The sequence below is a fragment of the Streptomyces sp. TLI_185 genome (assembly GCF_003814765.1).
In the GTDB taxonomy this organism is placed as follows: Bacteria; Actinomycetota; Actinomycetes; order Streptomycetales; family Streptomycetaceae; genus Streptomyces.
In genome coordinates this window covers 3,165,256-3,189,802 of sequence record NZ_RKRB01000001.1, presented here as the reverse complement: position 1 = coordinate 3,189,802, position 24,547 = coordinate 3,165,256, and the positions used below count along the sequence as shown (strand labels likewise).

Genomic DNA, 24,547 nt, shown 5'->3' with positions numbered 1-24,547 from the left:
TCCCCATGAGCACCACCACCGCCCCGACCTCCACCGCGGCGACCGGACAGAGCGCCGCGGAAGCCGGACCGCGCAAGGTGCGCGGCCGCAGCCAGCGCGGCCGTGCAGCGTCTCTGGCCTCGCACGGCATCCTCACCGTCGCGAGCCTGATCGCCTTCTTCCCGGTCGCCTGGCTGGTCTATCTGTCCCTCGGCCCGGACAAGGACGACTACCTCCACCCGGGTGGCATCTGGTCGAAGATGACGTTCTCGAACTACTCCTTCGTGCTGCAGCACACGGAGTTCTTCGACTGGCTGAAGAGCTCGCTGATCGTCTCGCTGGGCACCACGGTCATCGGCGTGCTGATCGCCGCCACCACCGGCTATGCCGTCTCCCGCATGCGCTTCCCCGGCTACAAGAAGTTCATGTGGGTGCTCCTGGTCACCCAGATGTTCCCGGTGGCCGTCCTCATGGTGCCGATGTACCAGATCCTGTCGGACCTCCAGCTCATCGACAGCTACCTTGGACTGATCCTCGTCTACTGCTCGACCGCGGTGCCGTACTGTGCGTGGTTGCTGAAGGGCTACTTCGACACGATCCCGTTCGAGATCGACGAGGCCGGACGCGTCGACGGGCTGACCCCCTTCGGCACGTTCGCGCGACTGATCCTGCCGCTCGCCAAGCCGGGCCTGGCCGTCGCCGCCTTCTACAGCTTCCTCACCGCCTTCGGCGAGGTCGCGTTCGCGTCGACGTTCATGCTGTCCGACACGAAGTACACCTTCGCCGTCGGCCTGCAGACCTTCGTCAGCGAGCACGACGCCCAGCGCAACCTCATGGCCGCCACCGCGGTGCTGATCGCGATACCGGTGTCCGCGTTCTTCTATCTCGTGCAGAAGAACCTGGTGACCGGGCTTACGGCCGGCGGTACGAAGGGCTAGAACGCCGGGTTCGGCAGCGCCCCGAAAGGGGCGCGGGGCTGTATCGATTTGCGGCTCCGCCGCCTGGGCGCGACCAGCCACGACGGCGCCGCACCCAATACTCGAGGCGGTCGCGGTGTCCATCCGACCCCGCTGTCACCGCGACCGTCTCGTCATCACCGCTGTATGCACACCTGACCCCATGACCCCGTTACGTACCAAGGACGCCATGAGCCAGCAGCACTCCGCCATCGCCCCGGCCCCACTTTCCGCCGAAGCCAAGCGCAGCGACTGGTGGCGGGACGCGGTGATCTACCAGGTCTATCCGCGCAGCTTCGCCGACAGCAACGGCGACGGAATGGGCGATCTGGAAGGCGTACGCTCCCGACTCCCGTATCTGCGCGACCTCGGCGTGGACGCCGTGTGGCTCAGCCCCTTCTACGCCTCCCCGCAGGCCGACGCCGGCTACGACGTCGCCGACTACCGGGCCGTGGACGCCATGTTCGGCAACCTCCTCGACGCCGACGCGCTGATCCGCGACGCCCATGAGCTGAGCCTGAGGATCATCGTCGACCTCGTCCCCAACCACTCCTCCGACCAGCACGAGTGGTTCAAGCGAGCGCTGCGGGAGGGCCCCGGATCCCCGCTGAGGGACCGCTACCACTTCCGCCCCGGCAAGGGGGAGAACGGCGAACTCCCGCCCAACGACTGGGAGTCCATCTTCGGCGGCCCCGCCTGGACGCGCGTCGCCGAGCCGGACGGCACGCCGGGGGAGTGGTACCTCCACCTGTTCGCGCCCGAGCAGCCCGACTTCAACTGGGAGCACCCGGCGGTCGGCGACGAGTTCCGCTCGATCCTGCGCTTCTGGCTCGACATGGGCGTCGACGGCTTCCGCATCGACGTGGCGCACGGCCTGGTCAAGGCGGAGGGCCTGCCCGACCTCGGCTCCCACGAACAGCTGAAGCTGCTGGGCAACGATGTCATGCCGTTCTTCGACCAGGACGGCGTGCACGAGATCTACCGCCAGTGGCGCACCATCCTGGACGAGTACTCCGGCGAGCGCATCTTCGTGGCGGAGGCCTGGACGCCGACCGTCGAGCGCACCGCCAACTACGTTCGCCCGGACGAGCTCCACCAGGCCTTCAACTTCCAGTACCTGTCGACCGATTGGGACGCGGACGAACTCCGCAAGGTCGTCGACCGCACCCTGGAAGCCATGCGCCCGGTGGGCGCCCCCGCCACCTGGGTCCTGTCCAACCACGACGTCACCCGCCACGCCACCCGCTTCGCCAACCCGCCCGGCCTCGGCACCCAGATCCGCCTGGCCGGCGACCGCGCGCTGGGGCTCAGGCGCGCCAGGGCCGCCACCCTGCTGATGCTCGCGCTGCCCGGATCGGCGTACGTCTACCAGGGCGAGGAGCTCGGCCTCCCGGACGTCGTCGACCTCCCGGACGAGGTGCGCCAGGACCCGGCGTACTTCCGCGGCGCCGGCCAGGACGGCTTCCGCGACGGCTGCCGGGTGCCGATCCCGTGGACGCGCACGGGATCCTCGTACGGCTTCGGCGACGGCGGCAGCTGGCTCCCGCAGCCCGAGGGCTGGGGCGAGCTGAGCATCGAGGCGCAGACCGGCGTGCCCGGCTCGACCCTGGAGCTGTACCGCTCCGCCCTCGCCGTCCGCCGCGAGCAGCCCGACCTGGGCGCGGGCGACGCGGTGGAGTGGCTGCGCGCCCCCGAGGGCGTACTCGCCTTCCGGCGCGGGGAGTTCGTGTGCGTCGCCAACACCAGCGGCGAGTCGGTGACGACTCCGGCGTACGGCCGGGTCCTGCTCACCAGCGGCGAGGTCACCGAGGCGGACGGCGAGACGAAGGTGCCGGCGGACACGACGGTGTGGTTCACGACGGCCTGACCCGAACGCCCAGGCCCCCGGCTGCCGGGACCTGACGGCCCCTCTGAAAGTTCTTGCATCAACTTCACACGGCCCGCTGCCTTTTCAGGCAGCGGGCCTTTAACATCTCCGTCACCGCAAGTTTGCGGGAAAGTTTCTGCAAGAGCCTTCAACGGTGAAGGAGACCCCCACATGGCACGCGGAACCCTCGCGGCGACCGTCGCCCTCACGGCGGCCGCCATTGTCATGACCCCGACTTCCGCGGACGCAACCCCGCCCGGCACCAAGGACGTCACCGCCGTCCTCTTCGAGTGGAACTTCGCCTCCGTCGCCAAGGAGTGCACCAACACCCTCGGCCCCGCCGGCTACGGCTACGTCCAGGTCAGCCCACCCGCCGAGCACATACAGGGCTCGCAGTGGTGGACCTCGTACCAGCCGGTGAGCTACAAGATCGCGGGTCGGCTCGGAGACGCGACGGCCTTCAAGAACATGATCGACACCTGTCACGCGGCAGGAGTGAAGGTCGTCGTCGACACCGTCATCAACCACATGGCGGCGGGCAGCGGCACCGGCACCGGCGGCTCTTCGTACACGAAGTACAACTACCCCGGCCTGTACTCCTCCGCCGACATGGACGACTGCACCTCCACGATCAGCGACTACACCAACCGCGCCAACGTCCAGAACTGCGAACTCGTCGGCCTCGCCGACCTGGACACGGGTGAGGAGTACGTCCGCGCCACCATCGCCGGCTACATGAACAGCCTCCTCGGCTACGGCGCCGACGGCTTCCGCATCGACGCGGCCAAGCACATCCCGGCGACCGACCTCGCGAACATCAAGTCCCGGCTGAGCAACCCCTCGGTGTACTGGAAGCAGGAGGTCATCTACGGCGCCGGAGAGGCCGTCCAGCCCACCGAGTACACCGGAAACGGCGACGTCCAGGAGTTCCGCTACGCCTACGACCTCAAGCGGGTCTTCAACAACGAGAAGCTCGCCTACCTCACCAACTACGGCGAGGGCTGGGGCTACATGAACAGTGCCGCGGCGGGCGTCTTCGTGGACAACCACGACACCGAGCGCAACGGCTCGACCCTGAACTACAAGGACGGCGCCAACTACACGCTGGCCAACGTCTTCATGCTGGCCTACCCGTACGGCGCCCCCGACATCAACTCCGGCTACGAATGGTCCGACAAGGACGCCGGCCCGCCCAGCAACGGCCAGGTCAGCGCCTGCTGGCAGGACGGCTGGAAGTGCCAGCACGCCTGGCCCGAGATCATCCGCATGGTCGCCTTCCGCAACGCCACCCGCGGCCAGTCGGTGACCAACTGGTGGGACAACGGCAACAACGCCATCGCCTTCGGCCGCGGCAGCAAGGGCTTCGTCGCCATCAACCACGAGTCGAGCAGCCTGACCCGCACCTACCAGACGTCGCTGCCTGCGGGGGCGTACTGCAACGTGCAGAACAACACCAGCGTGACGGTCGGCTCCAACGGCCAGTTCAGCGCCACTCTCGGCTCCAACACCGCCCTCGCGATCTACGCGGGCAAGACGAGCTGCTGAGCGACACAGGACAGCGGACCCGCAACAGCCGAAGGGGAACGTGGGATTGACGCTCATCGAGTGTCGTCCTACGTTCCCTGATGTCTGTGGGAGCGCTCCCAGGTGGCGTTCCCGTGAAGGGAGCATCATGCAGCGCAGGCTCAGAAACTGGGCGTTGACCTCCTTTGCGGCTCTGCTGACGGCCGCCGCCACCACCGCGGCCGCCCTGCCGGAGCCGGCCGCCGCCACCTCGGCGACCATCAACGGCTCGACCACCTACCAGCCGATCGACGGCTTCGGCTTCTCCGAACACTTCGGACGGGCCGCCATCATGAACGGCTCGCAGGGGTTACCCGCGGCCAGGCAGCGCGAGATCCTCGACCTCCTCCTCAACCGCACGACCGGCGCCGGCCTCAGCATCCTGCGTCTCGGTATCGACTCCGGCATCCAGCCCACCGACCCGGGCGGCCCGAACGCGACCCCCACCTACACCTGGGACGGCATCGACAAGGGCCAGGTGTGGCTGGCCAAGCAGGCCAAGGCGTACGGCGTGAACCGCTTCTACGCCGACGCCTGGACCGCCCCCGGCTATATGAAGACCAACGGCACGGACGCCAACGGCGGCACGCTGTGCGGCCTGTCCGGCGCGACGTGCCCGAGCGGCGACTGGCGGAAGGCGTATGCGAACTTCCTGGTCCAGTACGCCAGGTTCTACGGCCAGGAGGGCATCGGCGTCACCGACCTCGGGTTCACCAACGAGCCCGACTGGACGGCGACGTACGACTCCATGCGCCTGACCCCCGCCCAGGCCGTGGAGTTCACGAAGGTCTTCGGCCCGATCGCACGCCGGGCCGGATACAAGGTCACGTGCTGCGACTCCTTCGGCTGGGACCAGGAGAAGGCCTACAGCAGCGCGATCGAGGCGGACGCGACAGCGCGGGGCCTGGTCACCACCCACACCGGCCACACCTACGCCAGCAAGGTCGACGGCCCCCTGCCGACGAAGAAGCGGACCTGGATGTCGGAGTGGTCCCCCGACGGCACCACCTGGAACGAGAACTGGGACGACGGCAGCGGCTACGACGGCTTCACCGTCGCCTCCGCCATCCACGACGCCCTCACCAAGGGCAACACCAGCGGCTACGTGTACTGGTACGGCGCTTCCGTCGGCGCCACCCGAGGCCTGATCCAGATGGACGGCGACAGCTACCACGTCTCCAAGCGCCTGTGGGCGATGGCCAACTACAGCCGCTTCATCCGTCCGGGGGCCACCCGCATCGGCGCCACGACCTCCGACTCCGACCTCAACCTGTCGGCGTTCCGCAACACCGACGGGACGGTGACCGTCGTAGCGCTGAACGCCTCGACCAGCGCCACTCCGGTCACCTTCGGCCTGAAGAACACGGGAATCGGCAAAGGCACGGCGACCCCGTACCTGACCGACGCCACGCACAGCACGGCACAACAGCAGACCGTGGCGGTCAGCGGGAGTGCACTGACCGCCACGGTTCCGGCCCGGTCTCTGGTCACCTACACCATCAGGCGATAGAGCCCGCTCACTTCCATGTGTCACTCGTGGTGTATCCGGACGAACTGCCCGTCGTGTACAAGCGGTTCGTTCCGGACTCCCAGGTCACGTTTCCGGATCTGTCCTTCTTGGGGAACGTCCCGGAAGCTACGAACCGAGGCGCCCGGGAGCGGTCACCGGCGCCAGGTGTCTTCCGGCGACGATTCGCCGCGGCCGTGGGCGTCCTGGCCATCGCGGGCTCCGTAGCGCTCCCCGCCGCCGCAGCTCCCGCGCACACCACCGCAAAGGGTGAGGCGATCGCCAACCTGTGGGATTGGTGAGAGTGGGGCCGTTGGGAGGTGCGTCAAGGTTGCTCGTGAAAGTTCTTGCTATGAGTTTCAAGTCTATTGCTGTAAACCTTGCGTTAGCGATACGGTCGCGCGGGGTCGGACCCAGAGAGCCGTAATCGCTAGGAGTTCACGCCTGTGATACCGAGATGGCCGGCGCCCCGGACGCGCCGTACCGCCCATGCCAGACGGGTCGCGGCCGTCACCGTCGCCGCGCTCGCCGCAGCTCTGATCCAGCCACTCGCGGCGCACGCGGACTCCCCGCCCCCGCCGCCCTCCGACGCGAAGCTCGCCGCCGCGCCCGCCCGGCACGACGACACCCGCGAGCAGTTCTACTTCGTCATGCCGGACCGTTTCGCCAACGGCGACACCTCCAACGACAGGGGCGGCCTCACGGGGTCACGCCTGTCCACCGGCTACGACCCCACCGACAAGGGCTTCTACCAGGGCGGCGACCTCAAGGGCCTGACCAGGAAGCTCGACTACATCAAGGGCCTCGGCACCACCGCCATCTGGATGGCCCCGATCTTCAAGAACCGTCCCGTCCAGGGAACGGGGAGCAACGCCTCCGCCGGCTATCACGGCTACTGGATCACCGACTTCACCCAGGTCGATCCGCACTTCGGGACCAACAAGGACCTGGAGACCCTCATCGCCAAGGCGCACGCCAAGGGCATGAAGGTCTTCTTCGACGTCATCACCAACCACACCGCCGACGTCGTCGACTACAAGGAGAAGTCCTACGACTACCTCTCCAAGGGCGCCTTCCCGTACCTGACCAAGGACGGCCGGCCCTTCGACGACGCCGACTACGCGGACGGCAGCAGGAAGTTCCCCGCCGTCGACACCGATTCCTTCCCGCGCACGCCGACCGTCGCCGCCGCGGACAAGAACGCCAAGGTCCCCGCCTGGCTCAACGACCCGACGATGTACCACAACCGCGGTGACTCCACCTTCGCCGGTGAGAGCGCCACGTACGGGGACTTCGGCGGCCTCGACGACCTGTGGACCGAGCGTCCCGAGGTCGTGCAGGGGATGGAGAAGATCTACGAGCGCTGGGTGCGCGACTTCGGCATCGACGGCTTCCGGATCGACACGGTCAAGCACGTCGACATGGACTTCTGGACCCAGTGGGCGACCGCCCTCGACGCCTATGCGGCCAAGCAGGGGCGCAAGAACTTCTTCATGTTCGGCGAGGTCTACTCCGCCGACACCTCGATCACTTCGCCGTACGTCACCCAGGGCCGCCTCGACGCCACCCTCGACTTCCCCTTCCAGGACGCGGCCCGCAGCTACGCCTCCCAGGGCGGCAGCGCCCAGAAGCTCGCCTCCCTCTTTGGCGACGACTACAAGTACACGACCGACAAGGCCAACGCGTACGAGCAGGTCACCTTCCTCGGCAACCACGACATGGGACGCATCGGGTACTTCCTGAACCAGGACAACCCCAAGGCCACGGACGCCGAACTGCTGGCCAAGGACAAGCTCGCCAACGAGCTCATGTTCCTCAGCCGCGGCAACCCCGTCGTCTACTACGGCGACGAGCAGGGCTTCACCGGCTCCGGCGGCGACAAGGACGCCCGCCAGACGATGTTCGCCTCCAAGGTCGCCGACTACCTCGACGACAAGGAGATCGGCACCGACCGCACCCACGCGAGCGACTCGTACGACCCGAGGGCGCCCCTCTACAAGCAGATCGCCGCGCTCAGCAGGCTCCGCAAGGACAACCCCGCCCTCACCGACGGCGTGCAGACGCAGCGGTACGCGGCCGACGGCTCCGGTGTCTACGCCTTCTCCCGTACGGACGCCAGGACCGGCCAGGAGTACGTCGTCGCCCTCAACAACGCGGGCGAGGCGAAGACGGCCACCTTCGCGACCGGCTCGGCGAACATGAAGTTCCCTGGGATCTACGGGACTTCGGACCGGGTGACCTCCGACGGGGACAAGAAGATCACTGTCACCGTTCCGGCCGGTACGGCGATCGTCCTCAAGGCGGCGGGCAGGCTCGCCGAGCCCACGGTCGAGCCGGCCCTCACCCTCAAGGCCCCCGCCACCGGCGCCACCGGCACCGTGGAACTCTCGGCCGACGTCGACGGCGGACAGCTCAACCGCGTCGTCTTCGCCGCCCAGGTCGGCAACGGCAAGTGGCGCACGCTCGGCTCCGCCGACCACTCCCCGTACAAGGTCACGCAGGCCATCGGCAAGGACGTACCGGCCGGAACCACCCTGCGCTACAAGGCAGTTGTCATCGACTCCGCCGGACACACGGCGAGCGCCACCGCCGCCTCCACCACCGGCACCCCGCCCGCCGAGGAGACCCCCACCGCCTCCTCCCGCGACTACGCGGTCGTCCACTACAAGCGCACCGACGGCGACTACGACAAGTGGGGTCTGTACGCCTGGGGCGACCTCGCCGACGGCGAGTCGACCACCTGGCCGACCGGGCACCCGTTCGTCGGGCGTGACGCGTACGGCGCCTTCGCCTACGTCAAGCTGAAGCCGGGCGCATCGAGTGTCGGGTTCCTGGTGGTCGACAAGGACGGCAACAAGGACGTCTCCATCGACCGCACGATCGACGTCACCAAGACCGGCGAGGTCTGGATCGAGCAGGGCAAGGAGGCCGTACAGACCACACGGCCGGACTACCCGGCGCAGGACAGGACCAAGGCGGTCGTCCACTACCACCGCGCCGACGGGAACTACGACGGCTGGGGTCTGCACGTCTGGACCGGTGCCGCGAACCCCACGGACTGGTCGAGCCCGCTGAAGCCGGTGAAGACCGACGCCTACGGAGCGGTCTTCGAGGTGCCGCTCAGCGACGGTGCCACCAGCCTCAGCTACATCATCCACAAGGGCGACGAGAAGGACCTCCCGGCCGACCAGTCGCTCGATCTCAAGACCAACGGCCACGAGGTGTGGCTGTTGAACGGCCAGGAGAAGTACCTGCTGCCGCAGCCCGCGGGGTCGGCCGCCGCGCTCGACCTGAGCACCTCCAAGGCGATCTGGCTCGACCGGAACACGGTCGCCTGGAACGGCTCCGACGCCGCCGCCTCCACCCAGCTGCTCTACTCCCACGACGGCTCGATCGCCGTGAAGGACTCCGCGCTGACCAGCGACGACGAGCGCTGGCTGCGCCTTGCGAAGACCACCCTCACCGACGCCCAGAAGGCCAAGTTCCCGCACCTGAAGGACTACACGGCCTGGTCCGTCGACCCGCGTGACCGGGACCGGGTGCGCGAGGCCCTCGACGGCCAGGTCGTCGCCTCCCAGCGGGCCGCCAACGGTGCCGTGCTCGCGGCGACGGGAGTCCAGATCGCCGGCGTGCTGGACGACGTGTACGCGGGCGCGACCAAGGTCGAGCTGGGGCCGACGTTCCACAAGGGTCGCCCCACGCTTGCCGTGTGGGCGCCGACCGCACAGAGCGTGGCACTGGAGCTCGACGGCACGGTCAAGAAGATGAAGCGCGACGACTCCACCGGCGTCTGGTCCGTCACCGGCCCGGCCTCCTGGAAGAACAAGCCCTACCGGTACGTCGTGAAGGTGTGGGCGCCGAGCGTCCGCAAGGTCGTCGCCAACAAGGTCACCGACCCCTACTCGGTCGCCCTCACTGCCGACTCCGGGCGCAGTCTCGTCGTCGACCTGGACGACAAGTCCCTTGCCCCCAGCGGCTGGTCGAGCCTCGCCAAGCCCAGGGCCGTACCGCTGAAGGACGCCCAGATCCAGGAGCTGCACATCCGGGACTTCTCCGTCGCGGACAAGACCGTGCCGGCCAAGGACCAGGGCACCTACCTCGCCTTCACCGACAGGAACAGCGACGGCTCGAAGCACCTGAGGCAGCTGGCGAAGTCGGGCACGTCGTACGTCCATCTGCTGCCCGCCTTCGATTTCGCGACCGTGCCGGAGAAGAAGGCGGATCAGGCGACGACGGACTGCGATCTCGCCTCCTACGCCGCCGACTCCGACAAACAGCAGGCGTGCGTCGCGAAGATCGCCGCGAAGGACGCCTACAACTGGGGCTACGACCCGTTCCACTACACGGTCCCCGAGGGCTCGTACGCGGCCGACCCGGACGGGACCGGCCGTACCGTCGAGTTCCGCAGGATGGTGAAGGGGCTCAACCAGGACGGGCTTCGGGTCGTCATGGACGTCGTCTACAACCACACGGCGGCCGCCGGTCAGGCCGACACCAGCGTCCTCGACAAGGTGGTGCCCGGCTACTACCAGCGGCTCCTCGCGGACGGCTCGGTCGCCAACAGCACCTGCTGCGCGAACACCGCCACCGAGAACTCCATGATGGGCAAGCTGGTCGTCGACTCGGTCGTCACCTGGGCCAAGGAGTACAAGGTCGACGGCTTCCGCTTCGACCTGATGGGACACCAGCCGAAGGCCAACATCCTCGCGGTCAGGAAGGCGCTCGACGCGCTGACCCCCGCGAAGGACGGCGTCGACGGCAAGAAGATCATCATGTACGGCGAGGGCTGGAACTTCGGAGAGGTCGCCGACGACGCCCGCTTCGTGCAGGCCACGCAGAAGAACATGGCGGGGACGGGGATCGCCACCTTCTCCGACCGCGCCCGTGACGCCGTGCGCGGCGGCAGCCCCTTCGACTCCGACCCCGGAATCCAGGGCTTCGCCTCCGGCCTGTACACCGACCCCAACTCGTCCACGGCGAACGGCCCTTCGGCCGAGCAGAAGGCCCGCCTCCTGCACTACCAGGACCTGATCAAGGTCGGTCTGTCCGGAAACCTCGCCGAGTACCGCTTCACCGCCACCGACGGCAAGGAGGTCACCGGCACCGAGGTGGACTACAACGGTCAGCCGGCCGGTTACGCGGACGCGCCCGGTGACGCCGTCGCCTACGCCGACGCGCACGACAACGAGTCCCTCTTCGACGCCCTCACCTACAAGCTGCCTGCCTCGACGAGTGCGGCCGACCGGGCCCGGATGCAGGTCCTCGCGATGGCGACGGCCACCCTCTCGCAGGGGCCGTCCCTCTCGCAGGCGGGCTCCGACCTGCTGCGTTCCAAGTCCCTGGACCGCAACTCGTTCGACAGCGGTGACTGGTTCAACGCCGTCCACTGGAACTGCACGGACGGCAACGGCTTCGGGCGGGGGCTGCCGATGGCGGCCGACAACGAGTCCAAGTGGCCGTACGCGAAGCCGCTGCTGAGCTCGGTGCGGGTCGGCTGCCCGCAGATCGAGGGGGCCTCGGCCGCGTACCAGGATCTCTTGAAGATCCGTTCGACGGACGGCGTCTTCTCGCTCGACACGTCCGCGCAGGTGCAGTCGAAGCTGTCCTTCCCGCTGTCCGGGAAGGACGAGACGCCCGGCGTGATCACCATGAAGCTGGGTGATCTGGTCGTCGTCTTCAACGCGACTCCGAGCACGCAGGAGCAGCGGGTGGAGTCCCTGACCGGTACCGGCTACCGCCTGCACCCGGTGCAGGCGGCCGGCGCCGACCCTATCGTCAAGTCCTCTTCCTATGAGCGGGAATCGGGCACGTTCGCCGTTCCGGGGCGCAGTGTCGCAATATTCTCCCGGATCTCCTGAAAGGGGCATTACTTTGGTGGGGCAGGCCGACCGCGGTCTGCCCCATCGGCGTTGTCCCAGGGCTGGAAGATGGACCTCAACGGCAAGCTGACAGACACGACCGTGCTGGTCGTGGACGACGTCGCGGCCAGCCGGTACGCGATGGGCACCGTGCTGCGCCGGGCCGGACACCAGGTCGTACCGGTCGCCACCGGCCAGCAGGCGCTCGTCGAACTCGACGTACGGCTGCGCAAGGGCATCCTGCCCGACGTGGCCCTCGTCGACATCGACCTGCCGGACATGAGTGGCTTCGAACTGTGCCGGCGGCTCAAGGAACGGCCGCACATGGCGGGCCTGCCCGTGGTGCACTTCTCGGCCGCCGCCGTGGCACCGGTCGAGCGCTGCCAGGGGCTGGACGCGGGCGCCGAGACCTATCTGACGGTGCCCGCCGAGCCCGAGGAGATCGAGGCGGTGGTCCGGTCCGCGGTGCGCACCGCCCGGCTTCGGGCCGACGACCAGGCGCTGGTACGGCGGCTGACGCTGCTGTCCCAGGCGATCGTCACCATCCAGTCCGCGCGCTCCCTGCAGGAACTGGCCGACGCCGCCGCCGACGGCACCGCGCGGCTCATCGGCGGTCCCGCCGCCGTCTTCGTCCTCGGTCCGGACGACGAGCTGTACCGCGGCATCTCCCGGGACCGTACCTCCCTCGCCCTGCCGGACGCGGGCGCCCACCGGACCGTGGCCGGTCTGCTGCGGCGGCTGACCCGCGGACAGGCCGGGGTGCAGATCACCACGGTGCCCGCGCCGCTGTGGCCCGCCGGGTTCTTCCGGCCCGGCATGCAGCACGACGCCCGGCTCGCGCTGGTCCTCACCCAGGACGGCCAGGCCCCCGTGTGCCTGGCCACGCCCACCCGCGGGGTGCGCAGGGTGAACCCCGAGGAGGAGGCCCTGGTCGCCCAGCTGGCGCAGGCCGCCGCGCTCGCCGCCGAGCCGCTGCTCATGTACCAGGTCGAGCGGCATGTCGCCCTCACCCTCCAGCACAGCTTCCTGCCCCAGCCGCACCGGCTGCCCGAACTGCCCGGCATCGACGTCGAGGTCCGCTACGTACCCGCGTCCCGGGAGACCGAGATCGGCGGCGACTTCTACGCGGCCCTGCGCACCGACGAGGGTGTGCTCACCGCGGTCGGCGACGTCGTCGGCCACTCGCTGGAGGCGGCCACCGTCATGGTCGAGATCCGGCATGCGCTGCGCGCCTACTGCGTCGAGGAGAGCGACCCGGCCGTGCTCGCCGAGCGGCTCGACCGGATGCTGCAGCACTACCACCCGGACGTCACCGCCACCGTCTGCCTGGCGCTGATCGACCCCGAGACCGGACGCACCCGGATCGCCAACGCGGGGCACATCCCACCGCTGATCCTGCGAACCACCGGCGACGCCGAGTACGCCAAGGCCGACGGCCCGCTGCTCGGTCTGGGGCTGCCCCACCCGCCGCCCACCGAGCTGTTCCTGGAGCCCGCGGACCGGCTCCTCATGGTCACCGACGGTCTGATCGAGACCCGGGGCACGGACCTGAGCCTCTCGATGGAGCAGCTCCGCTCGGCGGCCGTCGGCGCCCTGCCCGGACTGGACGCCCTGTGCGACACCCTCCTGGCCTGCTTCGGTCACGACCGCGAGGACGACATCGCGATGCTGGCACTGCAGCTGAGGAGCGCGGACAACTAGGGTGAGCCTGTCGCTGTCGTAGAACAGGAGTGCCCATGCCGCAGATCACCGTCGACCACTCGAAGACGATCAGCTTCGACCGGGAAGGCTTCGCGCGGGACCTCCACGAGGCGGTCGTCGAGATCGCGGCCGCCAAGCCGGAGGCCTGCAAGACGCAGTTCCGCCCCTCCGAGGTCACCGCGTTCGGATTCGAGGACCCCGAGGAGCAGGGCCACGCGATCGTCCACGTCACCCTCGGGCTGCTCGCAGGCCGCACCGAGGAGACGAAGGCGCGGCTCACCGAGGCGGTGCTGGAGCTGTTGAAGAAGCACATCGAGGACGACGGCCACATCACGCTGCACGCCTCCGCCGAGGTCCGCGACCTCGACCCGTCGTACCGCAAGTTCGAGCGCTAGGAATCCCCCTACGAGGCGAGGGTGATCAACCGGGTCACCAGGTCCGCGAAAGGACCGTCCGGTGGCTCGTCCTTGATCATCTTGCGCAGCAGTGCGCCCATCTCGTCGTCGTATGCGGCGCTCACCGCCGCCAGGGCGGCGAAGTCGTGCACGAGCTGGGCCTCCAGCTCCGCGCGGGGGATGCGGCGGCCGTCCAGCCAGATCAGGGCGGTCGACTCCGCGAGGGAGATCCAGGAGCGTACGACCAGTTCCAGTCGGGCGGGCGGGTCCTGGACGTCCAGGTGCGACAGGATCTGTTCGTACGCGGCCTGGCGTACGGAGTCGATGAGTGCGTTGGTTGCCGATGAACCAACCGCCGGGCCGCCGCGCATCAGTGCCGAGAAACCGGGGCCGTGGTCGTCCACGAAGTCGAAGAAGCGGCGCATCGCCCGCAGCAGCCGGGCGCCCAGCGGTCCCTCCTGCGGCTCCTTGAACCGGCCCGCAAGGTCCTCCGCCGCACGCCTCAACGCGGCCTCGTACAGGCTGAGTTTGCCGGGGAAGTAGTGGTACACCAGCGGGCGCGAGATGCCCGCAGCGGCGGCTATCTCGTCGATGGAGACGTCGTCGGGAGAGCGTTGGCTGAACAGTTCGAGGGCGACGCCGATCAACTGCTGCCGCCGCTCCTCGACTCCCATCCTGCGGCGTACCCCGGTAGTCATGCGAACACCTTACCGATCGGATCCGGCCCGGAACGGTCCGGTCCGGCCAACGGTGTTCACATATCCAGCACGAGACGCTCACTTCGTGCCCGCGAAACGCAGATCAACATCGAGTCGGCGCGCTCGGCGTCCGTCAGCAGTTCGTCCCGGTGCTCCACCTCGCCCTCCAGGACCCGCTGTTGACAGGTTCCGCAGAAGCCCTGCTCACAGGAGTAGGCGGTGTCCGGCAGTACGGCGCGCACGGCGGCCAGCACGGTCGAGTCGGCGGGCACGGTCAACGTCCGTCCACTGCACCGGAGTTCGACCTCGAAGGCGCCGTTGCCGTCGGCCGACGTACGGGGCGTGAACCGTTCGAGGCGGACCCGCGGGAAGCGCTCCTCCGCCGCGGCGATGAGCCCCTCCGGGCCGCAGCAGTACACGGCGGCATCCCCGTCCGTGGCCGCCAACAGGCCGTCGAGATCGGGCAGTCCGTCCTCGTCCTCGGCGACCACGGTCACCCGGTCGCCGCCCAGCTTCTCGAGCTCCTCCAGGAACGGCATCGACGCCCGCGTCCGCCCGCCGTACACCAGCCGCCACTCCGTGTCCTGGCCGAGGGCCCGCAGCATCGGCAGCACGGGAGTGATCCCGATGCCGCCGACGACGAAGACGTACGAAGGGGCCTCGATGAGCGGGAAGCGGTTCCGCGGACCGCGCACCTCCAGTTCCATCCCCTCGGTGACCTGCTCGTGCACCTCGCGCGAGCCGCCCCGCCCGTCCTCGATCAGCCGGGCGGCGACGGTGTACGACGAGGTGTCCTCCGGGTCGCCGCACAGCGAGTACTGCCGCACCAGCCCCGAAGGCAGGACGAGGTCGAGATGCGCGCCGGGCTCCCAGCGCGGCAAGTCCCTTCCTTCCAGGCGCAGTTGTACGACGCCGTCGGCCACCGTCTGGTGCGAGGCGACCAGCAGTCTGAGCGCCCGTGACCGCGGCCGCCCGGAGGTCGGGTTCTCCAGGGCGGGCATCGGCCACAGCGGCGAGATCCGGATGCGGCGCCGCATCGCCCGCCTGGCCAGCATCGCGGCACCCCCGACGAGCACGACCGCGCGCAGCTTCGGCATCACAGGGCTCCCTTCTCCGCCGCGAGGGCCGCGACCGCCGCGGGGGAGGAGGCGAGATAGGCGACGGCCTGCTCGGTGGAGCCCTCCTGGGAGGGGTGGTAGGCGCGGCTGAGATACCGCGGGATGGACCTGATCATGTCGCCGGTCGCGGGCAGGGTGCCGCGTCGGCCGCGCACGTAGAAGTCCTTGAAGCTCGCGTGGCCGTCGATCAGCGTCGGGTCGTTCTCCATGAAGAAGCGCGCCCCGCGCTGCCACAGGAACACGATCGCCGCGAACGCGGTGGCCCAGGTGCGCACGCGCCGCCGGTAGCCGCCGTCGACGTGCATGAACAGGTCGAAGGCGACGGACCGGTGCTCGACCTCCTCCGCGCCGTGCCAGCGCAGCAGATCCAGCATGGTCGGGTCGGCGCCCCGCCGGTCCAGCTCCTTGGCGTTGAGGACCCAGTTGCCGAGGAACGCGGTGTAGTGCTCGATCGCCGCGATGATCGCGACCCGCTCCATCAGCCACCACTTGCGGGCCCTGCCCGGCGGCAGCGTCCGGTCGCCGAGCAGCTTCTCGAAGAACCAGTCGACCTGCGCGGTGTACGGCGTCGGATCGAGCCCGAGCTCCTTCAGGTGCGGCAGGACCTCGTCATGGGCCTGCGAGTGCATCGCCTCCTGCCCGATGAACCCGATGACGTCCTCGCGCAGCCGCTCGTCCCGGATGTACGGCAGCACCTGCTTGTAGACGTGCACGAACCACCGCTCACCGGCGGGCAGCAGCAGATGCAGCACGTTGATGGTGTGCGTGGTGAACGGGTCCCCAGGCACCCAGTGCAGCGGGGTCTCCTCCCATGAGAAGGACACCTTCCGCGCCTTGAGGGCGACCCGCTCCGAGGCCTGCGTGTTAGACATGGCGTCAATGTACTGACGGGTAGGTCCGAGGGGAACCCTCCCGCCGGGACTTGTTGACGCTGGCGTCAGCAAGAGGGTGGGGGCGGAGATCCAGGCGCTAGTGCAGCCCGCTGATCGGCCGGCCGTCCTCCAGGGTCCCCTCCAGCTCGGCCCGCACCCCCTGCTTGGCCCGTACGACCAGCAGGCTGCCAGGGGCGGAGGCACTGACCCCTCCCGTCGTACGGATCGACGAGGTCCCCTGGCTGCCGGCCGCGAGGAGGTACCAGTTCTTCGCCTCCGACTTCCACAGCACCCCGGCGAGGACATGCGGGTCCTTCGCCCCGCACGCCGGTACGTTCTCCGCCTTCGCCGCGACCGCCCCGTACGCCCCGCCCGGCGTGTGGAACTGCGCCAGCACCCGCGTCCCGCCGCCCCGCCAGGTGTCGGCCCGTGTGCACACCCAGTCCGCCGCGCCGCTCGCGTCGGGCAGCGGCTGCCGGCCGTACGCCCAGGCGTTGACCGTGCGCACGCCCGCCGAGCGCATGGAGGCCAGCGAGCAGGCGTACGGCGCCCAGGTGTGCAGGGCCTGGGCGCCGGTGACCTCGTGGGCGGCGCCGGGCCGTCCGGCGGTGAGGTGGGCGGGGAGGAGCTCGCCGAGGTCGCTGCTCAGGCGGGTGCCGGTGGCGTCGGTGAGCTGGAGCACCTTCCACGACGTGCAGTCGCCGTTCTCGGCGGCGGGGCTGGCCAGCGGTGCCGTGACGCCGTCGGTCAGGGCGAGGGCCGTCGTGCCGGCGCCGGGCTTGAGCAGGTCCCGCTCGGCGGCCTGCTTCACCCAGGGGGCCGTCAGATAGCGGACATTGCCGTCAGCCCGGTCCAGGACCAGCGCGTTCGCCTCGGAGCGGTCGGCGCCGTCGACCCGTGCGAAGTCGAGGGCAGCGCCCTTCGTGCCGCTCTTCGGCTCGGCGTACCGGGTGATGCGCAGACCGTCGTAGAGCATCACCACGCGTGCGCTGTCGACGGTCCCGGCGTACAGGAGCTGGGGCGGGCCTGACGGGCCGCCGGACGGGGTGCCGGGGGTCGCGGAGACCTGGACGCTCTCGCCGGGGCGGGCCCAGACGGCGAGGGCGCGGCGCAGCAGGGCCTTGTCGCCGGTGAGGTCGCCTCGGGCCGGCCAGACGGAGAAGTCGGTGCGCGCGGAGGTCGTCCAGGCGGTGGGGGCGACCCGCAGCAGCTTGCCCGGGTCCAGGGCGGCTTCGGCGGCCGGGTTCTGCGCGTACACGGGGGCGGCGGCACCGTCGGGGGCCCAGCCGTCCCCGGGCAGACCGAGCAGCGCGCCGCACACGGCGACGGCCGCGGCGGCGGCGAGCGCGGCCTTGGTGTGCTGTCTGCGGCGCATCAGATCGGTGGGCCGGGCGTGCAGTGAGCAGGGGTCGAACTCGGGGGAGTCGAGCAGGGCGTACTGCTCCGGGACGTCGTCGGCCTCCCGGAGCGCGTCCTGCGGCGCCTCGCAGCCGGCGGCGGTCAGCACCTCGACCACGTCACCGTCGGGGAGCTTCTCCAGGCCGCGCAGGACGTAGGCGGCGCGGGCGGGTCCGGACAGGGCGGACAGACGCTGGTCCAGCGCGAGTTCGTCGGCACCGCCCGAGCGCGGGAAGAGACGCAGGCCCCACACCTGCGGAAGCAGCGGCGGCAGCTGGGACCGCTTGGGGAGCGCCGTGCGCTTCAGCGGCAGGCCCGCCTCCAGTGCCGTACGCAGCACCTGGAGGCGGACGAAGGCGTACCCGGGGTCGCCGTTGCGGCCGGTCGAGCGGGCCGGGATCGCGGGCGCCTGCGCCCGGCCCCGGGGCAGGGCACGCTGAGTGAGGGCGTGTGCGGTCACCACGCGCCGATTGCGGCCGAGGCTCGGCGGCAGCACCAGGTAGGCGAGCCGGACCAGCCGCGGGTAGTGCTCGACGAGCGCGGCCTCGGCCTGTTCGACGTCGACGGCCAGGTCGGAAGGGGACGGTGCGGGGCGCGGGGCGACATCCTGTGACTGCACGTTCAGCAAAACGAGCGAATCGTGGGATAGTCACCGCCGCCTGGGTTGCTTACGCCTCGGGCTCGACGAGCGCCCGCGCGTAGTTCGCCATGGACCGCTGGTAGCGGGGGAGATGGGGCGCCAGGGCCCCGAGCACCAGGGAGAGCCCCTCGCGGTCCCGGCCGAGACTGGACAGGCACAGCGCCAGACACGCCCGTACCGCGTCGTCCAACTCGTCGGAGGGTGCGTCCAGTTCGGGCGTCAGCAGCTTGACGCCCTCCTCGGGCTGCCCGGTGTTCCTGAGCGAACTGGACAACTGGATCTTGGCCCTGCGGCCCTTGTACGGGCTGACCTCGCTCAGCCCGCGCTCCAGCGCCTCCCGGTACAGCGGTACGGCCTTGTCCGAATGCCCGGTCGAGTCCCAGGCGGAGGCCTGCTCGAAGAGACCGAGGGGGCTGCCGTCCGGCAGTTCGGCGGCGAGGGCGTCGATGACGGCCCGGAAAACGGCCGCCTTCTCCTCGGGATAGTCGTCGAGGGTGGCCCAGGCGGCGGTCACGCGATCTTCCCAGTCTTGGTTCACCGGAGCACCTTCGCACACATGTGCACGGCAGACAGTCGTATTTTGAGTGCGTCAGCTGTCACGTCCGTATCGAAGGGGACGGGCCCAAGGGCCAGCAAAAGCGACCCGGAGGAACAGATGAGGTTGACCCGACCGATGCTCGCCGTGGCCGGAGCCGCGGCAGTCCTGGCGCTGGCGGGCTGTGGAACCGGAAACAGCGACGCGGCCGCCAAGGTGCCGACCGCCGCCACCGGCAGTCTGGAGAGCCTGGCCGCCAAGGTGAAGTGCAAGCCGGACATGCAGATCGACTCCGACGAGGTCCGCCAGGCCATCTGCAAGACCTCCGACGGCAAGTTCGTCTTCGCCACCTTCGCCACCGACCGCGGCCAGCGCGAGTGGATCAACGACGCCAAGGACTACGGCGGTTTCTACCTCGTAGGCCGCAAGTGGGTCGCCGTAGGCGAGGACAAGGTGGTCAAGGCGCTGCAGCACACGCTCGGCGGCGACGAGGAGATCGGCACCAACCACAGCGCGCACTCCGGCCACCACGGCTGAGCTTCGCGGGCCAAACGAAAAGCGGGCGGTGGGAGATTCCCACCGCCCGCTTACCTAGGTGTTCGTCACTGGCACTTCTGCCCGCTGTTGATGCAGTTGGCGATCTTGTTCGCCAGGTTGTTCTTGAAGACCGCGATGAAGTCGTCGTGGTCGGTGGCCGACTTGTGCAGCTGCTCAGGGAAGCCGTCCACCGCGTAGGCGTTCTTCACCTGGCCGTTCTGCAGGACCGGCGGGTTGATCTTGTACACCAGGCGCATCGTCAGCTGCGGGATCGCCTTGAAGCCGTTCTGGCAGTTGCCCTGGGCGTCGGCGAAGGCGACGTGCGTGCGGTGGTTGGCGCTGTCGATGTTCTTGCCGTCCCAGCAGGACTGGAAGGCGAACGTGCGCACCACGTTGCTGCCCTGCGGGCAGATCGGGTACTGCGTCGTCAGCTGGACCTTGTTCTCGAAGCCGGTGCAGCTCCAGTGCGCGTTGGCGTTCGCCAGACCGTTGGTGGTGGTCTTGGCGTCACCGGTGATGATGCGCAGGAAGTTCGGCATCGCGGTGACCTTGCTGGTGGGCGAGCCGACGTACTTGATCTGCGCCTGGACCGGCGTCAGGATCTTGCCGACGTTGCCCTCCTTGCCGCCGCCGTCCCGGTTCTGGTCGAAGTCCTGCGAGCCGTCCTGGATACGCACCACCGGCCAGTAGTAGGCCGACAGGTCGCTCTGGTTCTGGCAGCTGGACTGGCCCGCGATCAGAGAGTTGTTGTTCGCGAACGCGTCGACCTTCTGGTTGCCGACGTAGTCGTGCAGGTGGTGCGCGCCGTTGGTCACGCCGGGAGCCACGATCACGTTGTCCGTGTTGTGGTTCTTGTTGGCGTTCACACCGCACTTGGTGATGAAGACGCCCTTCGAGGCGTTGCCGTTGGCCTGCGGCTTCGCGGCGACGTTCGGCTGGACCTTGGTGATGTCCACGAAGTCGGCCGCGACCGGGCCGTTGCCGGCCTGACCGCCGATGTTCTGACCGGCCCCGGCCTGCCCGTTGCCCTGCTGCTGACCGCCGTTCTGCTGCTGGCCGCCATTTTGCTGCTGGCCACCGTTCTGCTGCTGGCCACCGTTCTGCTGCTGACCGCCGTTCTGCTGCTGACCGCCGGCGGTGGTCTGGTTGGCGGTCTGCGTCGTGCAGGCGGCGAGCGCGCTCAGCCCGGCCGCGTCGACCTGGCCGCCCACTCGCTGGATGTCGATCCGGATCCGGTCGAGGGTCGCGGACCGCTTCTCCTTGAGGGGGCCGACGATCGCGTTCTGCACGAAGCCGGCGTCCTGCGTCTGCGCCTGGCGCGTGGAGGCGAGCCGGGCGTAGGCCTCGGTGATCTGCTTGTCGAGGTTCGCCAGCTCCGTGGCCACGCCCTGCTGGGCCTTGGCCGGCACGTTCGTCAGCTTCTGCTGGACGTCGGGGCAGGCGATCGTGGCGACCTGACCGGCGGCGGCCTTGGTCTGGTTCTGCCCGGAGTTGTTCGACTCGTGCGCCGAGGCGTAGAAGTTCGCCCAGATCAGCCCGCCCCCACCGAGCGCTAGTGCCGCCGATGCGGCTATGGCCTTGGTGGCCAGCGGCGTACGGCGTTTCCGATTGTTGCGTCCCATGGAACTCCTCTGACTTCCTTGCGGGCTTGGCGGGGCATCGAGGCGCCCGACAGGAGTGAAGCGGCTCCCACTCATACGGGTGCGGTCCCAGAGGTGTTCAGCAGCCCCACAAACAAATCAGAGGTTTGCCCGGCCTTTGCATCCCAACAGCAGCTTGAGCAGCGGAAGTTACGGAGAATCAGCAACCGCTTACCGCCCCTGGTCCAGATAGGCGAGAACCGCCAGGACGCGGCGATTGTCGTCGTCCGAGACCTCAAGGTCCAGTTTGGTGAAGATGTTGGAGGTGTGCTTGGCAATGGCCCGTTCTGTGACCACCAGCTGTCCGGCGATCGCCGCGTTGGAACGGCCCTGCGCCATCAGCTCCAGCACCTCCCGCTCACGAGGCGTCAGCCGTCCGAGCGGCCGGTCGTCGGCGGCCCGCCGGGACAGCAGCTGCTGGATCACCTGCGGATCCATGGCCGTACCGCCGGCCGCGACCCGCCGTACGGCGTCCACGAACTGCTCCGCGTCGAACACCCGGTCCTTGAGCAGATACCCGACCCCGCCGCTGCCGTCGGCGAGCAGCTCACGCGCGTACAGCTGCTCCACGTGCTGCGACAGCACCAGCACCGGAAGCCCGGGCCTGTCCCGGCGGGCCTGCAGCGCGCACTGCAGCCCCTCGTCGGTGTGCGTCGGCGGCAGCCGTACGTCGACCACGGCGACGTCCGGCTCCATCTCGGCCAGTGCCTGGGCGAGCTCGGGGCCGGACTCGACGGCCGCGGCGATCTCGAAGTCGTAGGCCTCCAGAAGCCGGACCAGACCGTCGCGCAGCAGGAAGAGGTCTTCGGCTAGGACAACGCGCAAGGGATCTCCATGGTGACCATGGTGGGACCGCCCGCGGGACTGCTGACGGCCAGGACTCCGTCGAATGTACCCAGGCGCCGCTCGACTCCGGCCAGGCCCGAACCGGCCGCGATCACCGCACCGCCCTTGCCGTTGTCCGTGACGGTGATCCGCAGCACGCCCGCCCCCTCCCGCACGTGATGCAGATCGATCCAGATGCGGTCCGCGCCGGAGTGCTTGACCGCGTTGGTGAGCACCTCGCTGACCGCGAAGTACGCGGCCGACTCGACCGGCGCGTCCGCACGGCCCTCCAGCTCGACGTTCACCTCGGTGGGCAGCGGCAGCCGCAGCGCCAACGCCCTGACGGCGTCGCCGAGTCCGCGTTCGGCCAGCACCGGCGGGTGGATGCCGCGCACCAGGTCGCGCAGCTCGGCGAGCGCGTCCACGGAGGACTGCCGGGTCTGGGCGAGGAGCTGCTTGGCCTTCGCCGGGTCCTTGTCGAGGAGCATCTCGATGGTGCCCAGGTCCATGCCCATGGCGACCAGCCGGGCCTGTGCCCCGTCGTGCAGGTCCCGCTCGATACGGCGCAGTTCGGCGGCGGAGGTGTCGACGGCGTCCCGCCGGGTCTCGGTCAACACCTGCACCCGCTCCGCCAGTTCGGCCTGACTCGCGCCGAGCACGGACCGGGTGAGCCGGAAGTGGGCGGTCAGCAGGTCCGGTGCGTAGCGGTAGGCGAGGGGGAGGAGTACGAGGGCCAGGGCGCCGGCGCCGAGCGCGGAGGCCTGGTCGGTGACGTGTACGAAGCCGTACCAGTACCCGCCGCTCTCGGAGAGCGGCCGCCACAGCCCGACCGCCACCGCGAGGCCCTCCAGGGGGTAGAAGACGAGCAGCGCAGGCAACAGCGCGGTGACGAACCCCGCCGTCATGTCCACCTGCAGCCAGCGCACGTCCCGCCAGACCGCCGGGTCGCGCAGCAGGGCGTACGTGCGCGCCCAGGGGTTGGCCCGCTCGGGGACCGGCCGGTAAGCCGACGGTATCCGCACCCCGCACCACTCCGCCGCGAGCTCCCGCCGCTTCTCCGCGAGGGTCCGCACCGCGGTCAGGATGGGCGGGGTCGTGAAGACACCGACGCCGATCGGTATGAGCGCGACGGAGACGAGGGTCAGGACGAACAACAGCACCGAGAAGGGCAGCACGGCCACGGCCAGTGCAAGTCCCCGTACGGCAGCCAGCAGTACCTCTCGGGCCCGCGCCCGGGCACGGTTCGTGTCGGTGTTCATGGCAGAAGTCTGGCCGAGCGGGGTCGGGGGGTCACGGGGTCAAGCCCCCCGGCGGGGGTGGCGCCAAGTACACCCGGGGAGGGGCAGCCGCCCGGCTTTCAGGGGCACGGGGCTGTATCGATATGCGGCTCCGCCGCGCGGGCGCGATCAACCCCCACCGGCCCGCGGGCCGATCACTACTTCCCCAACACCTTCGCCTCGATCTCCGGATCAAGCCCCTTCACAGTCCGATCCGCCCGCATCGGCGCCGTGCCCCCGATCTCCTGCAACCAGTCCCAGGTATCGGCCACGGTCTCCTCGACAGGACGGCACGTCAAACCCGTGGCCACGGCCCGTGAGACGTCCGAGGAGTGCAGGAAGTCATGCATGTCGCTACCCGCCGGCACCCACACCGGCAGCTGAGTCCACGGCTCGATCCCGGCATCGAGGATCACCTTCGGGTCCGTCCAGCTGAGCCGGCCCGCAGCCCCAGTGACCCGCACACACGCGTCCAGCAACGAACCCATTGTGGCGTGCCCCTGGGGGCTGGTCATGTTGTACGGCCCGCTCAACTCCTGCTCCACCGCACCGAGAATCCACTCGGCCATGTCCCGCACGTCGATGTACTGGAGCGGCAGCTCCCGCGGCCCCGGGGCGAGCACCGGCCCGCCACGCGCCATCCGGCCCAGCCACCACGGCAGCCGCCCCACGTTCTCGTACGGACCGAGGATCAGCCCGGCCCGCACCAGAACGGAGTCATCCGCCCCGAACGCCTCGACCGCAGCGATCTCCGCACCGCGCTTGTCGCGCGCGTAGTCCGTCATCGCAGCGTCGGGCTCGGCACCTTCGACCACCGGCGCACTCTCGTCGTACCCGGCCGGAGCGGGCCACGCGTACACCGAGCGGCTCGACACGTAGACGTACCGAGCGGCGCGCCCCCGTAGCAGCCGCGCCGCCTCGTACACGGCCCGGGGTGCCGCGGACCAGGTGTCGACGACGGCGTCCCACTCGCCCTCCGCGAGCGCGGCGAGCCCGTCGGGCGCGGTGCGGTCGCCCCGCAACGCCCTTACACCGTCCGGCAGTTGGTGCCGCCCACGGTTGAGGACGGTGACCTCCCAGCCGCGCCCCAGGGCCGCCTCCACGACGGCCCGTCCCACGAACTCCGTACCACCCAGCACCAGAAGTCTCATGCAGGTGAGCCTGCCCGGTCGGCCCGCGGG

The 24,547-nt window shown here is 69.5% G+C and carries 17 protein-coding genes; 8 read left to right on the top strand and 9 right to left on the bottom strand.

The annotated features are described in order from the left end of the window. Positions 1-5: 5 nt before the first annotated feature. From EDD92_RS14490 to EDD92_RS14455, 7 genes are all read left to right on the top strand, one after another. Complete coding sequence (locus EDD92_RS14490; RefSeq protein WP_123964695.1) at positions 6-917, top strand: sugar ABC transporter permease; 912 nt, start codon at positions 6-8, stop codon at positions 915-917. A 208-nt stretch (positions 918-1,125) separates the two neighbouring features. Continuing rightward, positions 1,126-2,802: a glycoside hydrolase family 13 protein gene (locus EDD92_RS14485; RefSeq protein WP_123970392.1), complete on the top strand. Its 1,677-nt coding sequence runs from the start codon at positions 1,126-1,128 to the stop codon at positions 2,800-2,802. A gap of 171 nt (positions 2,803-2,973) precedes the next feature. After that, on the top strand, positions 2,974-4,347 hold the full coding sequence (locus EDD92_RS14480) for an alpha-amylase family protein (RefSeq protein ID WP_123964694.1): 1,374 nt from the start codon (positions 2,974-2,976) through the stop codon (positions 4,345-4,347). Between the two features lie 127 nt (positions 4,348-4,474). Then, entirely contained in the window at positions 4,475-5,875 is a 1,401-nt protein-coding gene (locus EDD92_RS14475) for a glycoside hydrolase family 30 beta sandwich domain-containing protein (RefSeq protein ID WP_123964693.1), read from the top strand. Between the two features lie 443 nt (positions 5,876-6,318). Beyond that, complete coding sequence (pulA, locus tag EDD92_RS14465) at positions 6,319-11,730, top strand: pullulanase-type alpha-1,6-glucosidase (protein WP_123964691.1); 5,412 nt, start codon at positions 6,319-6,321, stop codon at positions 11,728-11,730. 69 nt (positions 11,731-11,799) lie between these two features. Then, entirely contained in the window at positions 11,800-13,431 is a 1,632-nt protein-coding gene (locus EDD92_RS14460) for a fused response regulator/phosphatase (RefSeq protein WP_123964690.1), read from the top strand. A gap of 35 nt (positions 13,432-13,466) precedes the next feature. Beyond that, complete coding sequence (locus tag EDD92_RS14455) at positions 13,467-13,826, top strand: 5-carboxymethyl-2-hydroxymuconate Delta-isomerase (RefSeq protein ID WP_123964689.1); 360 nt, start codon at positions 13,467-13,469, stop codon at positions 13,824-13,826. An 8-nt stretch (positions 13,827-13,834) separates the two neighbouring features. On the opposite strand, the gene EDD92_RS14450 is transcribed toward EDD92_RS14455, so the two are convergent. From EDD92_RS14450 to EDD92_RS14430, 5 genes are all read right to left on the bottom strand, one after another. After that, the gene (locus tag EDD92_RS14450) at positions 13,835-14,524 is read right to left on the bottom strand and encodes a TetR/AcrR family transcriptional regulator (RefSeq protein ID WP_123964688.1); all 690 of its coding nucleotides are present in this window, start codon (positions 14,522-14,524) and stop codon (positions 13,835-13,837) included. Between the two features lie 56 nt (positions 14,525-14,580). Beyond that, positions 14,581-15,621 carry a PDR/VanB family oxidoreductase gene (locus tag EDD92_RS14445; RefSeq protein ID WP_123964687.1) on the bottom strand — a complete coding sequence of 347 codons (1,041 nt, stop codon included), beginning with the start codon at positions 15,619-15,621 and terminating at the stop codon, positions 14,581-14,583. Next, positions 15,621-16,514 carry a metal-dependent hydrolase gene (locus EDD92_RS14440; RefSeq protein WP_123964686.1) on the bottom strand — a complete coding sequence of 298 codons (894 nt, stop codon included), beginning with the start codon at positions 16,512-16,514 and terminating at the stop codon, positions 15,621-15,623. Before EDD92_RS14440 ends, EDD92_RS14445 begins: the two co-directional genes overlap by 1 nt. 97 nt (positions 16,515-16,611) lie before the next feature. After that, a complete protein-coding gene (locus EDD92_RS14435) occupies positions 16,612-18,531 on the bottom strand; it encodes a hypothetical protein (protein WP_123964685.1) in 1,920 nt (639 codons plus the stop codon). A 49-nt stretch (positions 18,532-18,580) separates the two neighbouring features. Beyond that, entirely contained in the window at positions 18,581-19,108 is a 528-nt protein-coding gene (locus EDD92_RS14430) for a tetratricopeptide repeat protein (protein ID WP_123964684.1), read from the bottom strand. A gap of 99 nt (positions 19,109-19,207) precedes the next feature. On the opposite strand from EDD92_RS14430, the gene EDD92_RS14425 reads away from it, so the two are divergent. Further along, positions 19,208-19,624: a hypothetical protein gene (locus tag EDD92_RS14425; RefSeq protein WP_123964683.1), complete on the top strand. Its 417-nt coding sequence runs from the start codon at positions 19,208-19,210 to the stop codon at positions 19,622-19,624. A 65-nt stretch (positions 19,625-19,689) separates the two neighbouring features. Here EDD92_RS14425 and EDD92_RS14420 read toward each other — a convergent pair whose 3' ends face one another. The 4 genes from EDD92_RS14420 to EDD92_RS14405 all read right to left on the bottom strand — a co-directional run bounded on the left by EDD92_RS14420 (position 19,690) and on the right by EDD92_RS14405 (position 24,517). Next, entirely contained in the window at positions 19,690-21,246 is a 1,557-nt protein-coding gene (locus tag EDD92_RS14420; RefSeq protein ID WP_123964682.1) for a DUF1996 domain-containing protein, read from the bottom strand. A 189-nt stretch (positions 21,247-21,435) separates the two neighbouring features. Continuing rightward, entirely contained in the window at positions 21,436-22,089 is a 654-nt protein-coding gene (locus EDD92_RS14415) for a response regulator transcription factor (RefSeq protein WP_123964681.1), read from the bottom strand. Then, positions 22,074-23,348 (bottom strand): sensor histidine kinase, encoded by a 1,275-nt coding sequence (locus tag EDD92_RS14410; protein ID WP_123964680.1) that lies wholly within the window; start codon positions 23,346-23,348, stop codon positions 22,074-22,076. Before EDD92_RS14410 ends, EDD92_RS14415 begins: the two co-directional genes overlap by 16 nt. Positions 23,349-23,524: 176 nt before the next feature. After that, entirely contained in the window at positions 23,525-24,517 is a 993-nt protein-coding gene (locus EDD92_RS14405) for an SDR family oxidoreductase (RefSeq protein WP_123964679.1), read from the bottom strand. Positions 24,518-24,547 lie beyond the last annotated feature (30 nt).